The organism is Arthrobacter sp. S39, from assembly GCF_004320525.1.
Lineage (GTDB): Bacteria > Actinomycetota > Actinomycetes > Actinomycetales > Micrococcaceae > Arthrobacter.
Window position 1 is genome coordinate 62,443 of sequence record NZ_SIHX01000003.1, and the last position, 16,680, is coordinate 79,122.

Annotated in this window: 18 protein-coding genes; 5 read left to right on the forward strand and 13 right to left on the reverse strand. The window is 67.2% G+C overall.

What is annotated here, in order from left to right:
* Positions 1-104 precede the first annotated feature (104 nt).
* The 4 genes from EYS21_RS06815 to EYS21_RS06830 form a co-directional block, all read right to left on the reverse strand.
* On the reverse strand, positions 105-1,796 hold the full coding sequence (locus EYS21_RS06815; RefSeq protein ID WP_131132460.1) for a ribonuclease J: 1,692 nt from the start codon (positions 1,794-1,796) through the stop codon (positions 105-107).
* Between the two features lie 41 nt (positions 1,797-1,837).
* Entirely contained in the window at positions 1,838-2,746 is a 909-nt protein-coding gene (dapA, locus tag EYS21_RS06820; protein WP_131132461.1) for a 4-hydroxy-tetrahydrodipicolinate synthase, read from the reverse strand.
* Between the two features lie 99 nt (positions 2,747-2,845).
* Positions 2,846-3,592, reverse strand: coding sequence for a carbon-nitrogen hydrolase family protein (locus tag EYS21_RS06825; protein WP_131132462.1), 747 nt, complete (start codon positions 3,590-3,592; stop codon positions 2,846-2,848).
* A gap of 32 nt (positions 3,593-3,624) precedes the next feature.
* Positions 3,625-4,047, reverse strand: a complete 423-nt coding sequence (locus tag EYS21_RS06830; RefSeq protein WP_242633322.1) for a hypothetical protein — start codon at positions 4,045-4,047, stop codon at positions 3,625-3,627.
* 125 nt (positions 4,048-4,172) lie between these two features.
* Here EYS21_RS06830 and EYS21_RS06835 point away from each other — a divergent pair, with 125 nt between their 5' ends.
* Positions 4,173-5,408 carry a heparan-alpha-glucosaminide N-acetyltransferase domain-containing protein gene (locus EYS21_RS06835; RefSeq protein ID WP_131132463.1) on the forward strand — a complete coding sequence of 412 codons (1,236 nt, stop codon included), beginning with the start codon at positions 4,173-4,175 and terminating at the stop codon, positions 5,406-5,408.
* 18 nt (positions 5,409-5,426) lie between these two features.
* Here the strand turns inward: EYS21_RS06835 and EYS21_RS06840 are convergent, their stop codons facing one another.
* From EYS21_RS06840 to EYS21_RS06870, 7 genes are all read right to left on the reverse strand, one after another.
* Positions 5,427-5,906, reverse strand: a complete 480-nt coding sequence (locus tag EYS21_RS06840; protein ID WP_131132464.1) for a hypothetical protein — start codon at positions 5,904-5,906, stop codon at positions 5,427-5,429.
* Positions 5,907-5,909: 3 nt separating this feature from the next.
* Positions 5,910-6,680: a 4-hydroxy-tetrahydrodipicolinate reductase gene (gene dapB, locus EYS21_RS06845; protein WP_131132465.1), complete on the reverse strand. Its 771-nt coding sequence runs from the start codon at positions 6,678-6,680 to the stop codon at positions 5,910-5,912.
* A gap of 111 nt (positions 6,681-6,791) precedes the next feature.
* Positions 6,792-7,253 (reverse strand): molybdenum cofactor biosynthesis protein MoaE, encoded by a 462-nt coding sequence (locus EYS21_RS06850; protein ID WP_131132466.1) that lies wholly within the window; start codon positions 7,251-7,253, stop codon positions 6,792-6,794.
* Complete coding sequence (locus EYS21_RS06855; protein WP_131132467.1) at positions 7,243-7,770, reverse strand: MogA/MoaB family molybdenum cofactor biosynthesis protein; 528 nt, start codon at positions 7,768-7,770, stop codon at positions 7,243-7,245. The genes EYS21_RS06850 and EYS21_RS06855 overlap by 11 nt, the downstream gene beginning before the upstream one ends.
* The gene (gene moaC / locus EYS21_RS06860) at positions 7,767-8,252 is read right to left on the reverse strand and encodes a cyclic pyranopterin monophosphate synthase MoaC (RefSeq protein WP_131132468.1); all 486 of its coding nucleotides are present in this window, start codon (positions 8,250-8,252) and stop codon (positions 7,767-7,769) included. The genes EYS21_RS06855 and moaC overlap by 4 nt, the downstream gene beginning before the upstream one ends.
* A complete protein-coding gene (glp, locus tag EYS21_RS06865) occupies positions 8,240-9,574 on the reverse strand; it encodes a gephyrin-like molybdotransferase Glp (RefSeq protein WP_131132469.1) in 1,335 nt (444 codons plus the stop codon). The genes moaC and glp overlap by 13 nt, the downstream gene beginning before the upstream one ends.
* A 24-nt stretch (positions 9,575-9,598) precedes the next feature.
* Positions 9,599-11,047, reverse strand: coding sequence for a molybdopterin-dependent oxidoreductase (locus EYS21_RS06870; protein ID WP_131132854.1), 1,449 nt, complete (start codon positions 11,045-11,047; stop codon positions 9,599-9,601).
* A 285-nt stretch (positions 11,048-11,332) separates the two neighbouring features.
* Between EYS21_RS06870 and moaA the strand changes: the two genes are divergently transcribed.
* From moaA to EYS21_RS06885, 3 genes are all read left to right on the forward strand, one after another.
* Positions 11,333-12,460, forward strand: coding sequence for a GTP 3',8-cyclase MoaA (gene moaA / locus EYS21_RS06875; protein ID WP_207307707.1), 1,128 nt, complete (start codon positions 11,333-11,335; stop codon positions 12,458-12,460).
* A 4-nt stretch (positions 12,461-12,464) separates the two neighbouring features.
* Positions 12,465-12,731 (forward strand): MoaD/ThiS family protein, encoded by a 267-nt coding sequence (locus EYS21_RS06880; protein WP_131132470.1) that lies wholly within the window; start codon positions 12,465-12,467, stop codon positions 12,729-12,731.
* Between the two features lie 189 nt (positions 12,732-12,920).
* A complete protein-coding gene (locus tag EYS21_RS06885; RefSeq protein WP_131132471.1) occupies positions 12,921-14,582 on the forward strand; it encodes an HNH endonuclease signature motif containing protein in 1,662 nt (553 codons plus the stop codon).
* On the opposite strand, the gene EYS21_RS06890 is transcribed toward EYS21_RS06885, so the two are convergent.
* A complete protein-coding gene (locus EYS21_RS06890) occupies positions 14,526-15,632 on the reverse strand; it encodes a LuxR family transcriptional regulator (RefSeq protein WP_242633323.1) in 1,107 nt (368 codons plus the stop codon). The two genes, EYS21_RS06885 and EYS21_RS06890, sit on opposite strands and share 57 nt — an antisense overlap.
* Before the next feature lie 220 nt (positions 15,633-15,852).
* Between EYS21_RS06890 and EYS21_RS06895 the strand changes: the two genes are divergently transcribed.
* The gene (locus EYS21_RS06895) at positions 15,853-16,134 is read left to right on the forward strand and encodes a hypothetical protein (RefSeq protein WP_131132473.1); all 282 of its coding nucleotides are present in this window, start codon (positions 15,853-15,855) and stop codon (positions 16,132-16,134) included.
* A gap of 77 nt (positions 16,135-16,211) precedes the next feature.
* Here EYS21_RS06895 and EYS21_RS06900 read toward each other — a convergent pair whose 3' ends face one another.
* Positions 16,212-16,673 (reverse strand): DUF1579 family protein, encoded by a 462-nt coding sequence (locus EYS21_RS06900; RefSeq protein WP_131132474.1) that lies wholly within the window; start codon positions 16,671-16,673, stop codon positions 16,212-16,214.
* Positions 16,674-16,680 lie beyond the last annotated feature (7 nt).

The following is a 16,680-nucleotide window of genomic DNA, read 5'->3' on the forward strand; positions in this document are numbered from 1 at the left end:
AATTCCGCGGATTTCCGGCCCGTTCCGGGCTTGCATTTTGAGACGCCGAAGGCCCGGTTCCAGGAGGATCGGGCCTTCGGTGATTCCGGTGGGGTTCAGGGCTGTTACGCCTCGAGCACTACCGGGATGATCATGGGCTTGCGGCGCAGCTTGCGGTTGACCCAGGTGCCAACAACCCGGCGCACTACCTGCTGGAGCTGGTGCGTGGTGTGGTCCGTGCGGTTGAGCACGGCTTCTTCCAGGGCGGCGTTGATCTTCGGGATGATCTCGTCGAAGACCGAATCGTCCTCGGCCACACCGCGGGCGTGGATTTCCGGTCCCGAGACCACCTTGCCGGTGGCGCGGTGGATGACGGTGATGATGGAGATGAAGCCTTCATCGCCGAGCGTCTGGCGGTCCTTCAGGTCGGCTTCGGTGACTTCGCCAACGCTGGAACCGTCCACGTAGACAAAGCCCACTTCGACCTGGCCCACGACGTCGGCGCGGTGGTCCTTGAGGTCAATCACGGTGCCGTTGTCCGCCAGGATGACGCTGGCCGTGGGGACGCCGGACTCGATGGCGATCTTGCCGTTGGCGATCAGGTGCCGGGTCTCGCCGTGGACGGGCATGGCGTTCAGCGGTTCCAGGATGTTGTAGCAGTAGAGCAGCTCGCCCGCTGCGGCGTGGCCGGAGACGTGAACCTTGGCGTTGCCCTTGTGGATCACGTCGGCGCCGAGCTTGAGCAGGCCGTTGATGATCCGGAAGACTGCGTTCTCGTTGCCGGGGATGAGGCTGGAGGCCAGGATGACGGTGTCGCCGTCGCCCACCACCACGCGGTGGTCGCCGTTGGCCATGCGGGACAGGGCAGCCATCGGCTCGCCCTGGGAACCCGTGGACATGAGCACGACGCGGTTGTCGGGCAGGTTGTCGATGTTCTTGATGTCGACGATGAGGCCGTCAGGAACGTCCAGGTAGCCGAGCTTCGCCGCGATGGCCATGTTGCGCACCATGGACCGGCCCACGAAGGCGACCTTGCGGTTGTGCTTGGCCGCGGCGTCCAGGACCTGCTGCACGCGGTGCACGTGCGAGGAGAATGACGCCACAATGATGCGCTTGGTGGCCTGGCCGAAGAGCCGTTCCAGGGTGGGGCCGATTTCCTTCTCAGCCGTGGTGAAGCCCGGCACGTCCGCGTTGGTGGAGTCGGACATAAAGAGGTCCACGCCTTCTTCGCCCAGCTTGGCGAAGTGGCGGAGGTCGGTGATCCGTCCGTCCAGCGGCAACTGGTCCATCTTGAAGTCGCCGGTGTGCAGGACCGTGCCGCCGACTGTGCGGATGAATACGGCCAGGGCATCCGGGATGGAGTGGTTGACCGCAACGAACTCGCATTCGAAGGGGCCGAACTTCTCCACCTGTCCCTCTTCAACCGTGAGGGTGTAAGGACGGATGCGGTGCTCCTGCAGCTTGGCTTCGATCAGCGCAAGGGTCAGCTGGGAACCCACCAGGGGGATGTCGGCCCGCAGCCGCAGGAGGTACGGGACGGCGCCGATGTGGTCCTCGTGGCCGTGGGTCAGGACAACGGCCACGATGTCATCGAGCCGGTCTTCGATGTACGAGAAATCGGGCAGGATCAGGTCAACGCCGGGCTGGGTCTCCTCCGGGAAGAGGACACCGCAGTCCACGATGAGCAGTTTTCCCTCGATTTCGAACACAGCCATGTTCCGGCCGATCTCCCCCAGCCCGCCCAGCGGAACGATCCGAAGGGTGCCTTGCGGCAGGCGGGGAGGGGTGACAAGGCCGGGAAGGGCGGTTTGGGTCATAGTGCACTACTTTCCAGGCGGAAGGGTGCCGGTCTTAGCCTTCAGGAAAAGACCAGCCCTCCTTCAGCCAAATCCTCGCGGATGGTTACGATCTCGGCTTCGTCCGGCTCCACGAGGGGCAAACGGACAATCGAGTTGGGCAGGACTCCCTGCCATTTAAGAATCTGTTTTGCGGCAACGGCTCCCTGGACGCGGGTCATCGTGGCGCGGATGACCGGCTGGAGCTCAAAGTTGATCTTCCGGGCCGTGGCCAGGTCGTTCGCGTTGATGGCGTCGATCAGTTCGCGGAAGCGGCGGGTCGCGACGTGGGTGGTGACCCCAACGAGGCCGACAGCGCCGAGGGCCATCCAGGGAAGGGTCAGTCCGTCATCACCGGAGTAGAAGTGGAGGTCAGTCTCGGCCATAACGCGGGTTGCGGCGGTGAAATCGGCCTTGGCGTCCTTGACGGCGACGATGTTCGGGTGCTGCGCGAGGCGGATCATGGTTTCGGGCTCGATCGGGATGGAAGAGCGGCCCGGGATGTCGTACAGCATGACCGGCACATCGGTTGCTGAGGCGATGGCCTCGAAGTGTGCGCGGACGCCCGCCTGGCTGGGCTTGTTGTAGTAGGGCGTGACGAGCAGGAGCCCGTCGATGCCCAGCGCGGCCGCCTTCTTCGAAAGGTGAACGGAGTGCGCCGTGTCGTTGGTTCCGGTTCCGGCGATGATGGCGGCCCGGTGACCGACGGCCTCCTTGACAGCACGGAACATGCCGAGGTTTTCCTCGTCAGTGAGGGTGGAGGTTTCGCCGGTGGTGCCGGTAACCACCAGTCCGTCGCAACCATCATCCACGAGCTTGGTAGCCAACTCTGCCGCCTGGGCGTAATCCACTTCGCCATCCTTGGTGAAGGGGGTAACCATGGCGGTCAGGAGGGTACCAAGGGCAGGGATGTTCGCGGATGTGTGAGGCATGGAAAAAACGTTACCCTGTCCGCGGCTGGTTAGGACAATGGCGGGGACGTGATGAACGTCAAATATCGCCTGCCGCAGACGTTGTTGGGGCTCCCGGGCTCAGCGGAATTTCAACAGCGCGCTCCGCGAAAGGGTTGCTGTGACCACTTCCGTTCCTGTTCCTGCCGCCTTCTTCATCCGCAGGCCGTCAGGACCCCAAAAACCGCTCAGGCCGCACGAGGAACCCAGGGCAGTGTTTCCACCAAGGTTGGCCACGATGCCAAACATCCTGTTGTCCATGGCCCGGGCGCCCAGGTGAAGCTCGAGCCGATGGCCTTCGTCCGCGGTGTAGACGGCAGAAACCGCGTAGGCATCGGCGCCGGCCTCTGCCGCTCCGGTTGAATGGGCAGGCACGGCGGCATCGAAGCAGATGGCAAGGCCGATCCGCCAACCGTCGAGTTGCAGGACGCTTGCACCGTTGCCGGCAACAAAGACGTCCTTTTCCCGGCCATGCAGGTGTGTTTTGAAGGCGGGTTCGGTGCTGCCGTCCGGATGGATGGCGAGGGAAGCCAGCCGCGGAGTGCCCCCGGGTTCCCGGTATGCGCCTCCCACGACGGCCGTAATTCCGGTGCGGCGGCAGATTTCACGGACATCATCGAGGCGCTCGTCGCCCTGGACGAGCCAGTGTTCGGGTGAGGCCAGCAGTTCGAGGTCGTAGCCAAGCAGGGACAGCTCCGGAAACACAGCCAGCCGCGCTCCGTGCGATTCTGCGTCCTCGATCAGGCGGACGTGCTCCATGGCATTGGGAGAAATTCCGCCGTCGAGGGCCTGGTACTGGATGGCGGATACCGTCAGGGCATTGGTCACCACTTCATCCTAGGGAACCGGGCAGGACATATTCAGGGCGAGGAAACCCCGCCATGCTGCCGGCCAGGGTCCGACCGCGGCATGTCCGGACCGCAGTATCGTCCGACGGCGGCCTCCCGCAGGCTCTCAGCCCAGGTGGCCAGGCGCTGGGCGGCCCTGACGTAGTGGAAGAGTTCCGTGGGCGTGAGGGCGTCCAGATCCGTCTCCGACAACCGGCGCGCCAGTTCCGCGCCGGCCGGCTGCGCCGCCAGCGCGATGCCCTCCTGCTGCCACTGGACGTCCTCGGGGGTTTCCCCGGCCACGAGCTGCCGGAAAAGGTAGTCGACGACGCCGGGGCTCATGGCCTTCATAAGTCCCGCGGGCGCCGCCGGACCGTCAGGGCTGCGGCTGGCCCGGTCCGGTCCTTTCCCCGCCGGAAGGGCTGAGGGTGGCTGTGGCTGAGATGGGGTGTGCATGCCGCCAATATTATTCGAACATATATTCGAACACAAGGCCTGCGCGGCAGTGTCCCGGGAGTTTCAGTGACGGGACTGCCGGCACGTGACTGCCTGTCCCCGGCATCCTGTGAGACGATCGGCTTATGACCTCCCGCGCCACGGCAAAGCCATCCAGGGCGCCCCGAAGCTCATCAGCCGCGGAGCGGCTCCGCGGAATTGACGCGGCCCGTGGGCTGGCCCTCCTGGGCATGATGGCCACCCACCTGCTCCCCACGTTCGAGTCCAACGCCGACCTCACGCCCACGTGGATCGGCCTGACATTCTCGGGCCGTGCAGCCGCCCTCTTCGCCGTACTGGCGGGAATCGGCCTCGCACTGTCAACGGGAAAGGAGGTGCCGGCCGAAGGCGCCCGCCTGGGAGCCGCCCGCCGCGGGATTGCCTTGCGCGCGGCGGTGATTGCCGCCGTCGGCCTGACGCTGGGCGGGCTGGAAGTCAACCTGGCCATCATCCTTGTCCACTACGCGGTGCTGTTCCTGTGCGTCCTTCCGTTCCTGGGCCTGAAGCCGAAGGCGCTGTGCGCCTGGGCGGCGGGATGGATCCTTGTTTCGCCTGTCCTTGCCTACCTGCTGCGGCCCTGGCTGCTGGCGTCCAACCCTCCCCTGAAGCTTGGCCACAACCCGTCCTGGGAGGATCTGTCCACGCCGGGCCAGTTATTGGGCGACCTGTTCCTCACCGGCTACTACCCCGTTTTCCAGTGGATGTCCTACCTGCTGGTGGGCCTGCTGATTGGACGCCTTCCACTGACCAGGGCACTGGTGCCGTGGCTGCTCGTCGCGGGCGGAACGGTACTGGCAGTCTTCACCAAATCCCTGGGTGTTACTGCGATGGAAAGCTGGGGAGGGAGGACCGCCCTTGAGGACGTGCTGAACGCCCCCAACTACCCCCTGGACAGCGTGCTGCAGGTCAACCTCACCGGCGTGCCGCAGGAGGGCTCGTGGTGGTGGCTGGCCTCCGCTGCGCCGCATTCCGGCACCACCCTGGACCTGGCGCATACGTCCGGCGTCGCGGCCGCTGTGGTGGGCGCCTGCCTGCTGCTCGGGCGGCTCGCGGACTGGCTGGACCTGGACCTGCTGCTGCCGCTGCGCGGGCCGGGTGCCATGACCCTGACCCTGTACACCGTCCACGTCTGGGTGGTGGCGGGTTTCTACCTGAAGCCGCTCCCGGCAGGCTGGACCGAAGACGGGATGTATTTTGCCCACGCCGCCGCAGCCATCATGGTGGGCACCGTTTTTGTCCTGCTGAAATGGCGGGGGCCGCTGGAATGGCTGGGACATGGCGCGAACCAGCTCGGCCGGATGGAGCGGAACACCCGGCGCTGAAGGGCCGGTGCGCAGGGACTACGCCGGAACCTTGCCCCGGAACAGCTTTACGGCGTCGCGCATGGAGGCACGGGCGCGCTTGCGGTCCCCTGCCGCGTCATAGGCGCAGCTGAGCCGGAACCAGGAACGCCAGTCCTCGGGTGCCGCTTCGGCCTCTGCACGGTACTTTTCGAATTCCGCGTCCGCCGCTGAGCGGACGATCCGTCCGGCGGGAGTGCGGGGCAGTTCGTCTACGGGGAGCCCGCCTTCGGCCTCGAGGACCTTGGCCATCTGCTCCGTGCGGGCGCCGAACAGCAGTTCACGGATCATCGCCCACGCGCCAATAATGGGCAGCACCAGGTAGGCGGCGCCGATGGCCTTGGCGGCGGGATTGCTGTCCAGCAGCAACAGGACGGACCGCTGGAAGGACACCACGAGGTAGAAGACCAGCAGGAGCGTCACGGCCCCCACCCAGATCTTGGTGCGGTTCTTCCGGAATGCGGCCAGCACGTCAGCCACGGCTCAGAGCCCCAGGTCCAGGTAGCCGTCGAGTCCCACGGTGAGGCCCGGGTGTGAGGCTACGTTGCGGACGCCAAGCAGCACCCCCGGCATAAAGGACGCGCGGTCAAAGGAGTCGTGACGGAACGTCAGCTGCTCACCGGGACCGCCGAGGAGCACCTCCTGGTGGGCCACCAGGCCGCGGAGCCGGACGCTGTGGACGCGTACGCCGTCGACTTCGCAGCCGCGCGCGCCGGCGAGCTCGGAGGTGGTGGCGTCGGGGCTCGCCGGTACGTTGGCAGCCTGGCGCTCGGCCGCGATGAGCTGGGCGGTCCGGACGGCGGTGCCGGAGGGCGCGTCCACCTTGTCCGGGTGGTGCAGTTCGATGATTTCGACGGAGTCGAAGTACTTGGAGGCTTTGGCGGCGAACGCCGAGGCGAGCACGGAGCCGAGGGCAAAGTTGGGGGCGATCAGCACGCCGGTTTCCGGGTGCTCTGCGAGAAGTGCTTCCAGGGCGGCGAGGCGGCCGGCGTTCCATCCGGTGGTGCCGACGACGGCGTGCATTCCGTGCTCGACGGCGTACCGGACGTTCGCTTCGGTGCTTTCGGGAACGGTCAGGTCCACCACGAATTCGGCGCCCGCAGCGGACAACTGGTCCAGCGAGTCGCCACGTCCCAGGGCGGCAACCAGCTCCAGGTCGGGGGCCGCTTCAACGGCCTTGACGGCTTCGGCGCCCATGCGTCCGTTGGCACCCAGGACGCCGACGCGCCGGGGTACGGAAAGTTGTTCGGTCATGCCGTTAACCCTACCGTCGGGCCCGACGCCGGGAGGAACCGGCGGCTGTGCGTTACCTCCCACGCACCCAGGACAGCCAAGCAGACCGGCAGGCGCACAGGCGGCCCGGAGTCAGCTCCCCGCGCCCACCCACTCAACCGTTCCGTCGGAGAAGAACTGTTCCTTCCAGATGGGCACCTCCGCCTTGATCCGGTCCACCAGTTCGGAACAGACGGCAAAAGCCTGCCCCCGGTGCGCCGCCGAGACGGCACAGACCAGCGCGGGATCCCCGATCTCCAGCATGCCGATGCGGTGGGCAGCCCAGATGCGCACCGGCTGAGTGGCGGAACCCACGCCCGCCTGTTCTGCAACAAGCCGGGCGACGACGTCGGCCATCACCTGGTGGGCCGTGGGGTGCGCACTGTAACTGAGCCGCTCAACTGCCTTGCCGCCGTCGTGGTTCCGGACGACGCCGCTGAAGCTGACCACCGCCCCCGCGGTGTCCGACTCCACCGCGGCGACGGCCTGGTCCACGGAGATGGGCTCCGCGCTCAGTACCGCGTGGACCACTTCGAAAACGGATTCAGTGCCCATGGTTTCCCTCCAGCTGGTCGCAAAGGTGCCCGATCACGGGGTCCAGGACGGACAGCCCGTCCATGACCCCCTTGGGTGAACCGGGCAGGTTGACGATGAACGTGCGGCCGTGCGCGCCGGCGTGGCCGCGGCTGAGCGCCGCCAGCGGTGTTTTGGCCGCGCCTGCCCGCCTGATGGCTTCCATGATGCCCGGGATTTCCCGGTCCAGGAGCGGCAGCGTGACGTCGGGAGTGCGGTCGTCCGGGCTGAGCCCGGTGCCGCCGCTGGTGATCACGACGGCGGGATGCTGGGTGAGGAGGGCACGGATGGCCGCGCCCACGGGCTCGCCGTCCGGGACCACCATGGCGGGGAACGTCTCGAAGCCGTGCTCGGTGAGCCAGTCGATGATGACGGGCCCGGTTTCATCCTGGTAGATTCCGGCGGCGGCCCGGGTGGACGCGATGACCACCCCGGCCTTCCGGCCCTGGACGTCGCCGTGCCGGTGCGGCTCCGGCAGGAAAGTACTCTCGGTGCTCACAGTTTCCAGTCCCCGCTCTTGCCGCCGCTTTTCGCCAGCACCTTGATGTCCGTCAGGACGGCGTGCTTGTCCACGGCCTTGATCATGTCGTACACGCTGAGGGCGGCCACGGAGGCCGCGGTGAGGGCCTCCATCTCCACGCCGGTGACTCCGCGGGTCTTGACCGTGGCCAGGATGGAGACCGAATCCGCGCCGAGCTCGAAGTCCACCGTCACTTTGGACAGCGGCAGCGGATGGCACAGCGGAATGAGTTCGGGTGTCTTTTTGGCGGCCATGATGCCGGCGACGCGTGCCACGGCCAGGGCGTCGCCCTTGGGCAGGCCGCCGGATCCCAGCAGGGCCATGACGTCGGAGGTGGTGTTGACGGTGGCCGTGGCGGTGGCTTCCCGGGTGGTTTCGGCTTTCGCGGACACGTCCACCATCTGGGCGCTGCCGTCCTGGCGCAGGTGGGTCAGGCTTGGTTCTGGATTCACAGCATCCATACTTCCACCTCGTCGCCTTCTGCGAGCGCCGAGACGCCAACAGGGACGTGGACCAGGGCATTGGATCCCGCCAGCGCGTGCATCAGGTGGGAACTTTCGCCGCCTTCCAGGCGCACGGTTCCGTCGGGCTGGAGGCTTCCGCGGCGGACCTGGTGCTTGTGGGCGGGCGAGCTGAGTCCGTGGGCCAGGCGGGCGCGGACGGGTGTGCGTGGCGCCGGCGATCCGAACAGTCCGGACAGCACGGGCCGCAGGAACATTTCGAAGGAAACCAGGCAGCTCACCGGATTCCCGGGGAAGCCCAGGAACGGAACCCCGTCGAAGGTTCCGATTCCCTGCGGGCCGCCGGGCTGCATGGCGACGTGGAGGAAGTCGGCGCCCTGCCCCTCGAGCACTTGGCGCACCACTTCATAAGCCCCCATGCTCACTCCGCCGGTGGTGACGATCAGGTCCACCGACGGCGCGTGGCTGCTCAGCAGGGCATGAAGTTCCCCGGGGCTGTCGGTGGCGATCCGGGTGCGCACCACCTTTAGTCCGGCCTGGCGCATGGCGCTTTCCAGCAGGGTTCCGTTGGAGTTGTAGATCTTTCCCGCCGGAAGGTCCTGGCCGGGTTCCACCACTTCATCGCCGGTGGTGACCAGCAGGACTGTCAGGGCTTTGTACACGGTGACGTCGGCGAGGCCCAGGCCTGCCAGGAGCCCCAGCTGGGCCGGTCCCAGGTAGGTCCCGGCCGCCAGCGCCCGCTCCCCCGCTGCGAGGTCGCTGCCCACGGACCGCACAAAGGTTCCGGCCGCCGTCGCAGGCAGCCACACCGTGGTGTCAGTGCCGGGATCGGGGAACCGGTCCGGGACTGCCCGTTCCACGGGGACGACGGCGTCCGCGCCGGCCGGGATCGCGGCACCGGTCATGATCGGGGCGGCTGTGCCCCGCTCCAGCGGCGCCGGCATGGCACCTGCGGGGACGGGGGCAGCCACACGGAGCTTCGCGCCGCCGTCGGGAATGACCGCACTCTTGACGGCAAAGCCGTCCATCTGGGAATTGGCGAACGGCGGCAGGCTGACGGGCGCCGTGACGTCCGCTGCCAGGCCCCTGCCCAGCGCGTCCCGCAGGGCCAGCTGTTCGGTGCGTCCGGGCACGCTCAGCGGCGCGAGCAGGTCCATCACGGCTGAGAGGTGGGCCGCCACCGACCGCGCCTGGTGGTTGCCGGCGCGGTGGGTTCCGGAGTGCGGGGCGCCGTCGTTGTGCGTACCTTCAGGCGGGATAACTTCGGCCGGGATGACTTCAGGGGCGGGCGCGTGGCCGTGCGGATGCGGGTCGCTGGGCATGGGACTGCTTTCGGTTGCGGCCAGTTACGGTTTCACGTCAACTGTAATGGTGTGGAAGCCCGTGGCTCCGTCGGGCGCAACCGGCCTGCGTTCCTCCGCCTGCGCTTTGCCCTTGAGGTCGGTGGCACGGACCTGGACCTCATACTGGCCGGGGGTCAGCTCGATTCCGCACGTCCACTGGTACCAGGTGTCCACCGAGATCCCCGGGGCAAGCTCTGCGTCCTGCCAGTCTCCGCGGTTGACGCGCAGTTCCACTTTGCCGATGCCGGTGTGCTGGGCCCAGGCCACGCCGCCGAGCATCACCATGCCGGCGGTGACGGTCCGGCCGTTTCGCGGCACGTCGATGCGGGACGATGTTTTGATGGGGCCGTGGTCCGACCAGCCGCGGGGTGTCCAGTAGGCGACGTCATCGGCGAACCTGGTGACCTTGAGTTCCGTGAGCCATTTAGTGGCGGAGACGTAGCCGTAGAGACCGGGGACCACGAGCCGTACGGGGAACCCATGCTCCAGCGGCAACGGCTCGCCGTTCATTCCCACGGCCAGCATCGCGTCCCGGCTGTCGGTGAGGACCTCGAGGGGCGTGCCCGCCGTCCAGCCATCGGTGCTTTTGGAGAGGACCATGTCCGCGTCGGGCTGCGGCCGGGCCAGGGCCAGGAGTTCACGGACCGGCCAGCCCAGCCAGCGGGCGTTGCCGATCAGGTCACCGCCCACTTCATTGGACACACAGGCGATGGTGACGTGCCGTTCCACCAGCGGTTTGGCCAGGAGTTCGGCGAAGGTCAGCTCGATTTCCTCGGCAACCAGGCCTGTGACCCGAAGGACCCATTTCGCGGGATCGATGGCCGGTACGGTCAGAGCCGTATCGATGCGGTAAAAGTCGACGTTGGGGGTGACGAGGGGTTCCATACCGCCCAGCCCCACCTCCGCGCCGGACGGAATGGCCGGCGCAGCCGATCCCGCGGCGGGCAGCTGAAGCTGCTGGCGCGCGTCGTTGACGACGGCGGCCGCACCGCGCCACACGGCGGCGAGAACTCCGCCCGCCGCTGTGGCCGCCGCACCGCCGGCCAGCAGTTGCAGGAAGCTGCGGCGGGGCGGCCCCGCCTCCCCCGCATAGGCCACCTTTTGGGGCCAGCTGTGCAGCCGGCCCATGAGCAGGCGAAGCAGTATCACCGCTGCCACCGCCACCAGGACCGGAACGACGACGGCTCCGGGGGTCGCCTGCTGCCGGGTCAGCACGGCGGCCACTCCGGTAAGCCCAAAGACGACTATCACCGCAGCCCCGGCGAAACGCCTGCGGTATTCGAGGACTCCGGCCAAAGCAGCCAGCGCGGCGATGACCACTGCCATCCCCACCAGCAGCGCCACTTTGTCGGATGTGCCGAACAGGGCAATGGCCCATTCCTTGACCGCCGGCGGAACGGCGTCGATCACGGCCCCGCCAACCGCTGTGAGGGGCGAAACGGCGGGGCTCATCAGGCCGGCCAGCAGTTCCCCGATCACCACTCCGCCACCGACCGCCACGACGCCCGAAGCGGCGGCCCAGCGGGCGTTCCGGCCGCCGGCACCTAAGGTTCCTGGCGCTGCCAAGGTGCGCGTGCCGCCGTCGGACGTTCCCTCATGGTGCTGCGGCGTATTCACACCTCCAGCATAGGTTCGCCGGGGCCGCACGGCACGGGCCGGACGGCCATTCCCTGCAGGAATCCGGGCCCCGGCGTCACGGGCGTGATCAGGGGGCCAAACGTGGCGTAGCCTGAATTCATGAGCGTTGAGCTAGGCATACCGCAACCTCGGGACAGCGCAGGCACCGGCATGCCGCCCGGACCTGCCGCGCGCCCCGCCGATGCGCCCGCGGGGCTGGCAGACCGCTATGGCCGCCGCGCCACTGACATGCGGCTGTCCCTGACTGACAAATGCAATCTCCGCTGTACGTACTGCATGCCTGCTGAGGGCCTGGAATGGCTGGCCAAGCAGGCGGTCATGTCGGCCGAGGAGATCGTGCGGATTGTACGGATCGGTGTGGACAGGCTGGGGGTCCGGGAACTCCGGCTGACCGGTGGCGAGCCGCTGGTCCGGCATGACCTGGTGGAGATCATCGCCGCCCTCCGGAGCAACCATCCTGATTTGCCCATCTCGATGACCACCAACGGGGTGGGCCTGGCGAAGAAGGCCGCTGCACTGAAGGCTGCCGGGCTGACCCGCATCAACGTCTCCCTGGACTCCCTGCACGAGGAGACGTTCACCAAGCTGACCCGCAGGCCCTTCCTGGACCAGGTGCTCGCCGGCGTCGACGCCGCGTGGGCTGCCGGCTTGGGCCCCGTGAAGCTTAATGCCGTGCTCATGCGCGGCATCAACGACGCCGAATCGCCCTCGCTGCTTGCGTGGGCGCTGGACCGCGGGTACGAGCTGCGCTTCATCGAGCAGATGCCCCTTGACGCCGACCACGGCTGGACCCGGCGAAACATGATCACCGCCGCCGAAATCCGCTCCCTGCTTTCCGTGGACTACGTCCTGAGCCCGGATCCCCGTGCCCGCGACGGTGCCCCGGCGGAACGGTTTGAAGTACGACGCCGGGCGGCCGGGTCTGCGGAAGCGCAGGGGCCGGTGCTGGGCACCGTGGGAATTATCGCCTCTGTCACCGAGCCGTTCTGTTCGGACTGCCGTCGGACCCGGATCACCGCCGAGGGCAAGATCATGAGCTGCCTGTTCTCCCGCGAGGAGTACGACCTCCTGGGGCTCCTGCGCGAAGGTGCCAGCGACGACGCCCTGGCCGAACGCTGGCAGGACGCCATGTGGGTCAAACCCAAGGCGCACGGCATGGACCACGTAGGACTGGACGCCCCGGACTTCGTCCAGCCGGACCGCAGCATGAGCGCCATCGGAGGCTGAATTCTTGAACGTACGATACTTCGCTGCCGCGCGCGCCGCTGCGGGTGTGGAAGAGGAGCAGTTCGACCTGCCCGCGGGCGCCACGATGGAGTCCCTGCTTGAGGCAGTGCTGGCAGTGGAGCGGCCCGAACCGCCTGCCGGCACCCCTCCCCTGCCACGCATTCTGTCCCGGAGCAGCTTCCTGCTCAATGAGGTGGCTGTGCGCGACCGGTCCGTCGCAGTCGGGCCGGGTGACGTCGTGGACGTCCTGCCGCCGTTCGCCGGAGGCTGAGGCACTCTCCCTTCCCCCTCCGCGAACGTACACTTGCGGCCCTCCGACCTGGCGCGAACGTACACTTGGGGCCCTCCGGAGTGGCAGCCGAAAACCCTCCAAAAGTGGCTTCTGGAAGGGAGCCGGAGGTTATCCACATAGGGCATTTGCTTCGCGGTTTTTGGCGGTGCCTCGCAGGATGATGGGGGTATGGAAAACGGCGCGGCAGTGGATTCGATGGAGGCCATGATGACATCCATGGCTGCGCTTGCGGTGCTGGCGGAACGCAGCGAGGGCCGCGCTGAGTCCACCAGTTCGAATCCGCTCCGTGACCAGGCGGACGCGTGCCTGGAGGGCCTTGAAGAGACTGCCCGGATGGAGGCCATGCTGGCCGCCAGGAAAGTACGCTTCACCGCCGGGTTCGCCAACATAACCCGGGCCATGTCCCCACCTGATGAACAGCCGCATCAGCGCATGGCCCGGGAAATGGGTGTTGTCGCCGAGGTCGCTTGCGCCCTGACAGTCAGCGAACGCACGGCATCAGCACTCCTGGCCGAATCCCGCGAACTGACCACCGCACGGCCCCTGACCCAGGCCGCTTTGGAGCAGGGGTTGATATCGTTCCAGCACGCGAGGGTCATGGTCGACGAGGCGGCCAGCCTGAACCCCGCCGGCGCCGCCGCGTTGGAGGCGCATTTCCTGGACCCGGACGCGCCGCACCCGGCCCGGTGGCGCCCGGCCGGGGACATGGTTCCGGCGCGGTTCCGGCACAAAGCCCGCACATGGCGGGAACGCCACCACCCGGTCAGCATCGAAAAACGCCACGCCAAAAGCTTCCTGGACCGGCGGCTGGACTATGCCCCGGACCGGGACGGCATGACCTGGCTCTCCGCCTACCTCCCCGCGGACCAGGCCGCCGGAATCTGGAACGGCATCACCGCCACCGCCCGCGCCCTCCAAGGCCCCGCCGAGGACCGCACCATCACCCAGATCCGCGCCGACGTCGCCGCCAAACTACTCCTCAGCGCCGGCTTCACCACCAGCAACCCGTCGGACGGCAGCACAGACACAGCCGTCGGCGACATAGACGCAGCGGCCGGCAGCACCAGCACCAGCACCAGCACCAGCACCAGCACCAGCACCAGCACCAGCACCAGCACCAGCACCAGCACCAGCGATGATGGTGTGCCTGGCGGCGTTCCGGTCACTGACGGGATCGATGATGCCGTTGCCGGCCTGGTTCCGACCCCTGGCGGGGTCGATTCGGGCCCGGTGCCCACCCCGGCGGCGCAGGTCCTCGTGACCGTACCGGTCTTCGCCCTGATGGGCCTCACCGACGAACCCGCCGACCTCGACGGCTACGGCCCCATCCCCGCCTCCATGGCCCGCAAACTCGTAGCCGACGGCGCGTCCTCATTCCGCCGGGTCCTCACCGACCCCCGCAACGGCGCACCGTTGGAAATCGGACGGAACAGCTACCCCATCCCCGCAGCGATGCGGCAATGGCTCAGACTCCGCGACGGGAAATGTTCCTTCCCCGGCTGCAACAACCAATCCCTCGACAACGAAGCCGACCACATCCTCGCCTGGGCCGACGGCGGCACCACCGGTATCACCAACCTTGAGTCACTGTGCCGCAAACACCATAGGCTGAAACACTCCACAGCCTGGACACCCACCGAAGCCAGCACCAACGAACCGCCCGGCTGGATTTCACCCACCGGCCGCCACTACCCAACCGAACACCACGAGTGGGAACCACCACACTGGCCACCCCAAATCCTAGAAGAGCTGAAGGTTCCCGGGGTGTCACCCTTACTGTCGTGGGCCGGACGCGCCAGCGACGATTCCCAGTGCCATGGCCAACAATGACGCGCGGGTACGGACACCACAGTTTTCGAAGATCTGTTTGAACTGGTCCTGGACTGTGTAGGCACTTGTTCCCTGGGACGCGGCCATGGCCGCAGTGCTCGCACCGGCAGACGCGAGTTCCAGCAATTCCCTCTGCCTCGGCGTCAGGCCGAAACACCGCGCAAACATGTCCAGGCGTGCCCCTGGAGGGCATTCCTGGATAGTCACGGCGAGGGGCGGGGTTGCGCCGGAAACTCCGGACGCCATCCGGCTGGCTCTGAGGATGGCCCATCTGCCGGAGCCCAAGTGAACCCGGGCCGCAGCGTCGTGATCGTCCACGCCCGCCTCCCGGGCCAGCAGTTGGGCAGCTACATTCAAGACCTCAGCCGGCACGGCCTGATACGGGCGCGGCCCAGGCTGGAGCAACTCGAGCCAGTCGCTGGTCGACGCCGTCTCACCCACCACAGCCATGTCTTCGTCCAAAGTGATGACAGCCTGCGGGGGCAATTCCCCTCGGCGGGCCACATTCTGTGGACGTCCGGACTTTGAAGGAACTTCCGTCGTCGGCGCGTCGGTCCGACCGTGTTCGACGTCGTCCGGCGGTCCAAATTGACGTGCAATCGAGCGTCGCAGAAGAGGGGTCAGCGCCCCTGCCACGTCAGCGAGGTATCCAGCTTCCGCCTCGGAAAATGCGCCATCGCCACCTACCCTCCACAGATCCAGCCAGCCCCAGTACCCGTACTTGTCCGCAAAGGCCACTGAGAGGACATCGGTGACGCCGTACCGCTTCATCACGCCCTCCCAGAGCGGGCTCCGGGAGGGATCGCCGCCGGTGGCGCGAAGCAAAGTCGAAGCCGGCGACGCGGAACCGGCCAGGCCGGTCCACCTTGCCTGTCGGGATAAATACTTGAGCCGGATCAGCAGTGGTAGCTCCTCTGGACAGGGAATCCTGGCGCGGGGTGCAACGCCGGTTGCTGTCACCGGATCACAGAGCGGCCAGACGAAGGCATCGAACGGCACGACCCGTCCCACTTCGGCCAGTACCTCGGCGCGCAGTGACCGATGATCCACAGTTGAATCGCCTAATGCCCGAATCCGCTCTAGGCTCCGGGTCTGCCCCCAGCCGGTAGTCATTTCCCCAGTATGCGCCCGACATCGGCGGGCGACATTGGCTTAGCGGCTCCAGATTTCTGGGATACCGGTGGTTGGAGCGTGAGCCTAGTTTGGGAAGTGCCGATGAAAACTCATGGCGTGCCGAACCGGGCACCAGGCCGCGAAGGAGCATCTCGAAATGTTCACCCTCCAGATTGAACACAGCATCAAGGACTTTGATATGTGGAAGGCCGCTTTTGACCGCGATCCGGTCAACCGCGCCGCCTCCGGGGTTGTGTCGCACAGGATAGGCCGGCCCGTGGACGACACCCACTACGTGGTGGTGGAACTGGACTTCGCCAGGCTCGAACAGGCCCAGCAGTTGCTGGCAAATCTCAAGGCCACGGTGTGGAATTCGCCTCTCGCTGCTCCTGCCCTGGCCGGCGCGCCGCAGACAAGGATCATGGAATCCGCCGGCTGAGGCGCTCTGAAGGGCCCCAAGTGTACGTTCGCGCCAACGGGGGGCCGCAAGTGTACGTTCGCGCTGGGACGGGCCGGTCAGGCGCGGAGGCACTCCGAAACCATGAACGGGACGAAATGGGGCGCGTCCCCGAGGCGCAGCTCTGCGGTGTGGGTGAGCACACCGTTGTCCACCTGGAACGTGTGGCGGGCAGTCCCCCGGTCGCTGTGCCGCTCCACGCGAAGGATGCCGTCCACCCACGTGCAGCGGGCCGGGGTGCCCGGCGGCAGGCCCAGGCTGTCCACGTAGTACCAGAGAACGTCCTCGTGGTCAGGGTCGACGGTGAACACGCCGTGGCCTTCGAAGTGGGTGCCATCCGCTTCCGTATGCCGGTAGCTCTGCACCACGGCGTAGCCGCCGGCGGCCCGGACGTAGTTCACCTCGGCTGTGGCGGTGCGCTCGGGTCCCCACGCGGACGCTGCGAGCCGAGTGGTTCCACGCCAGGATCCCAGGAAGTTTTCGAGCACCGCATGCACGGTGCCCGGCTGCGGGCGGTTCATAGCTCCA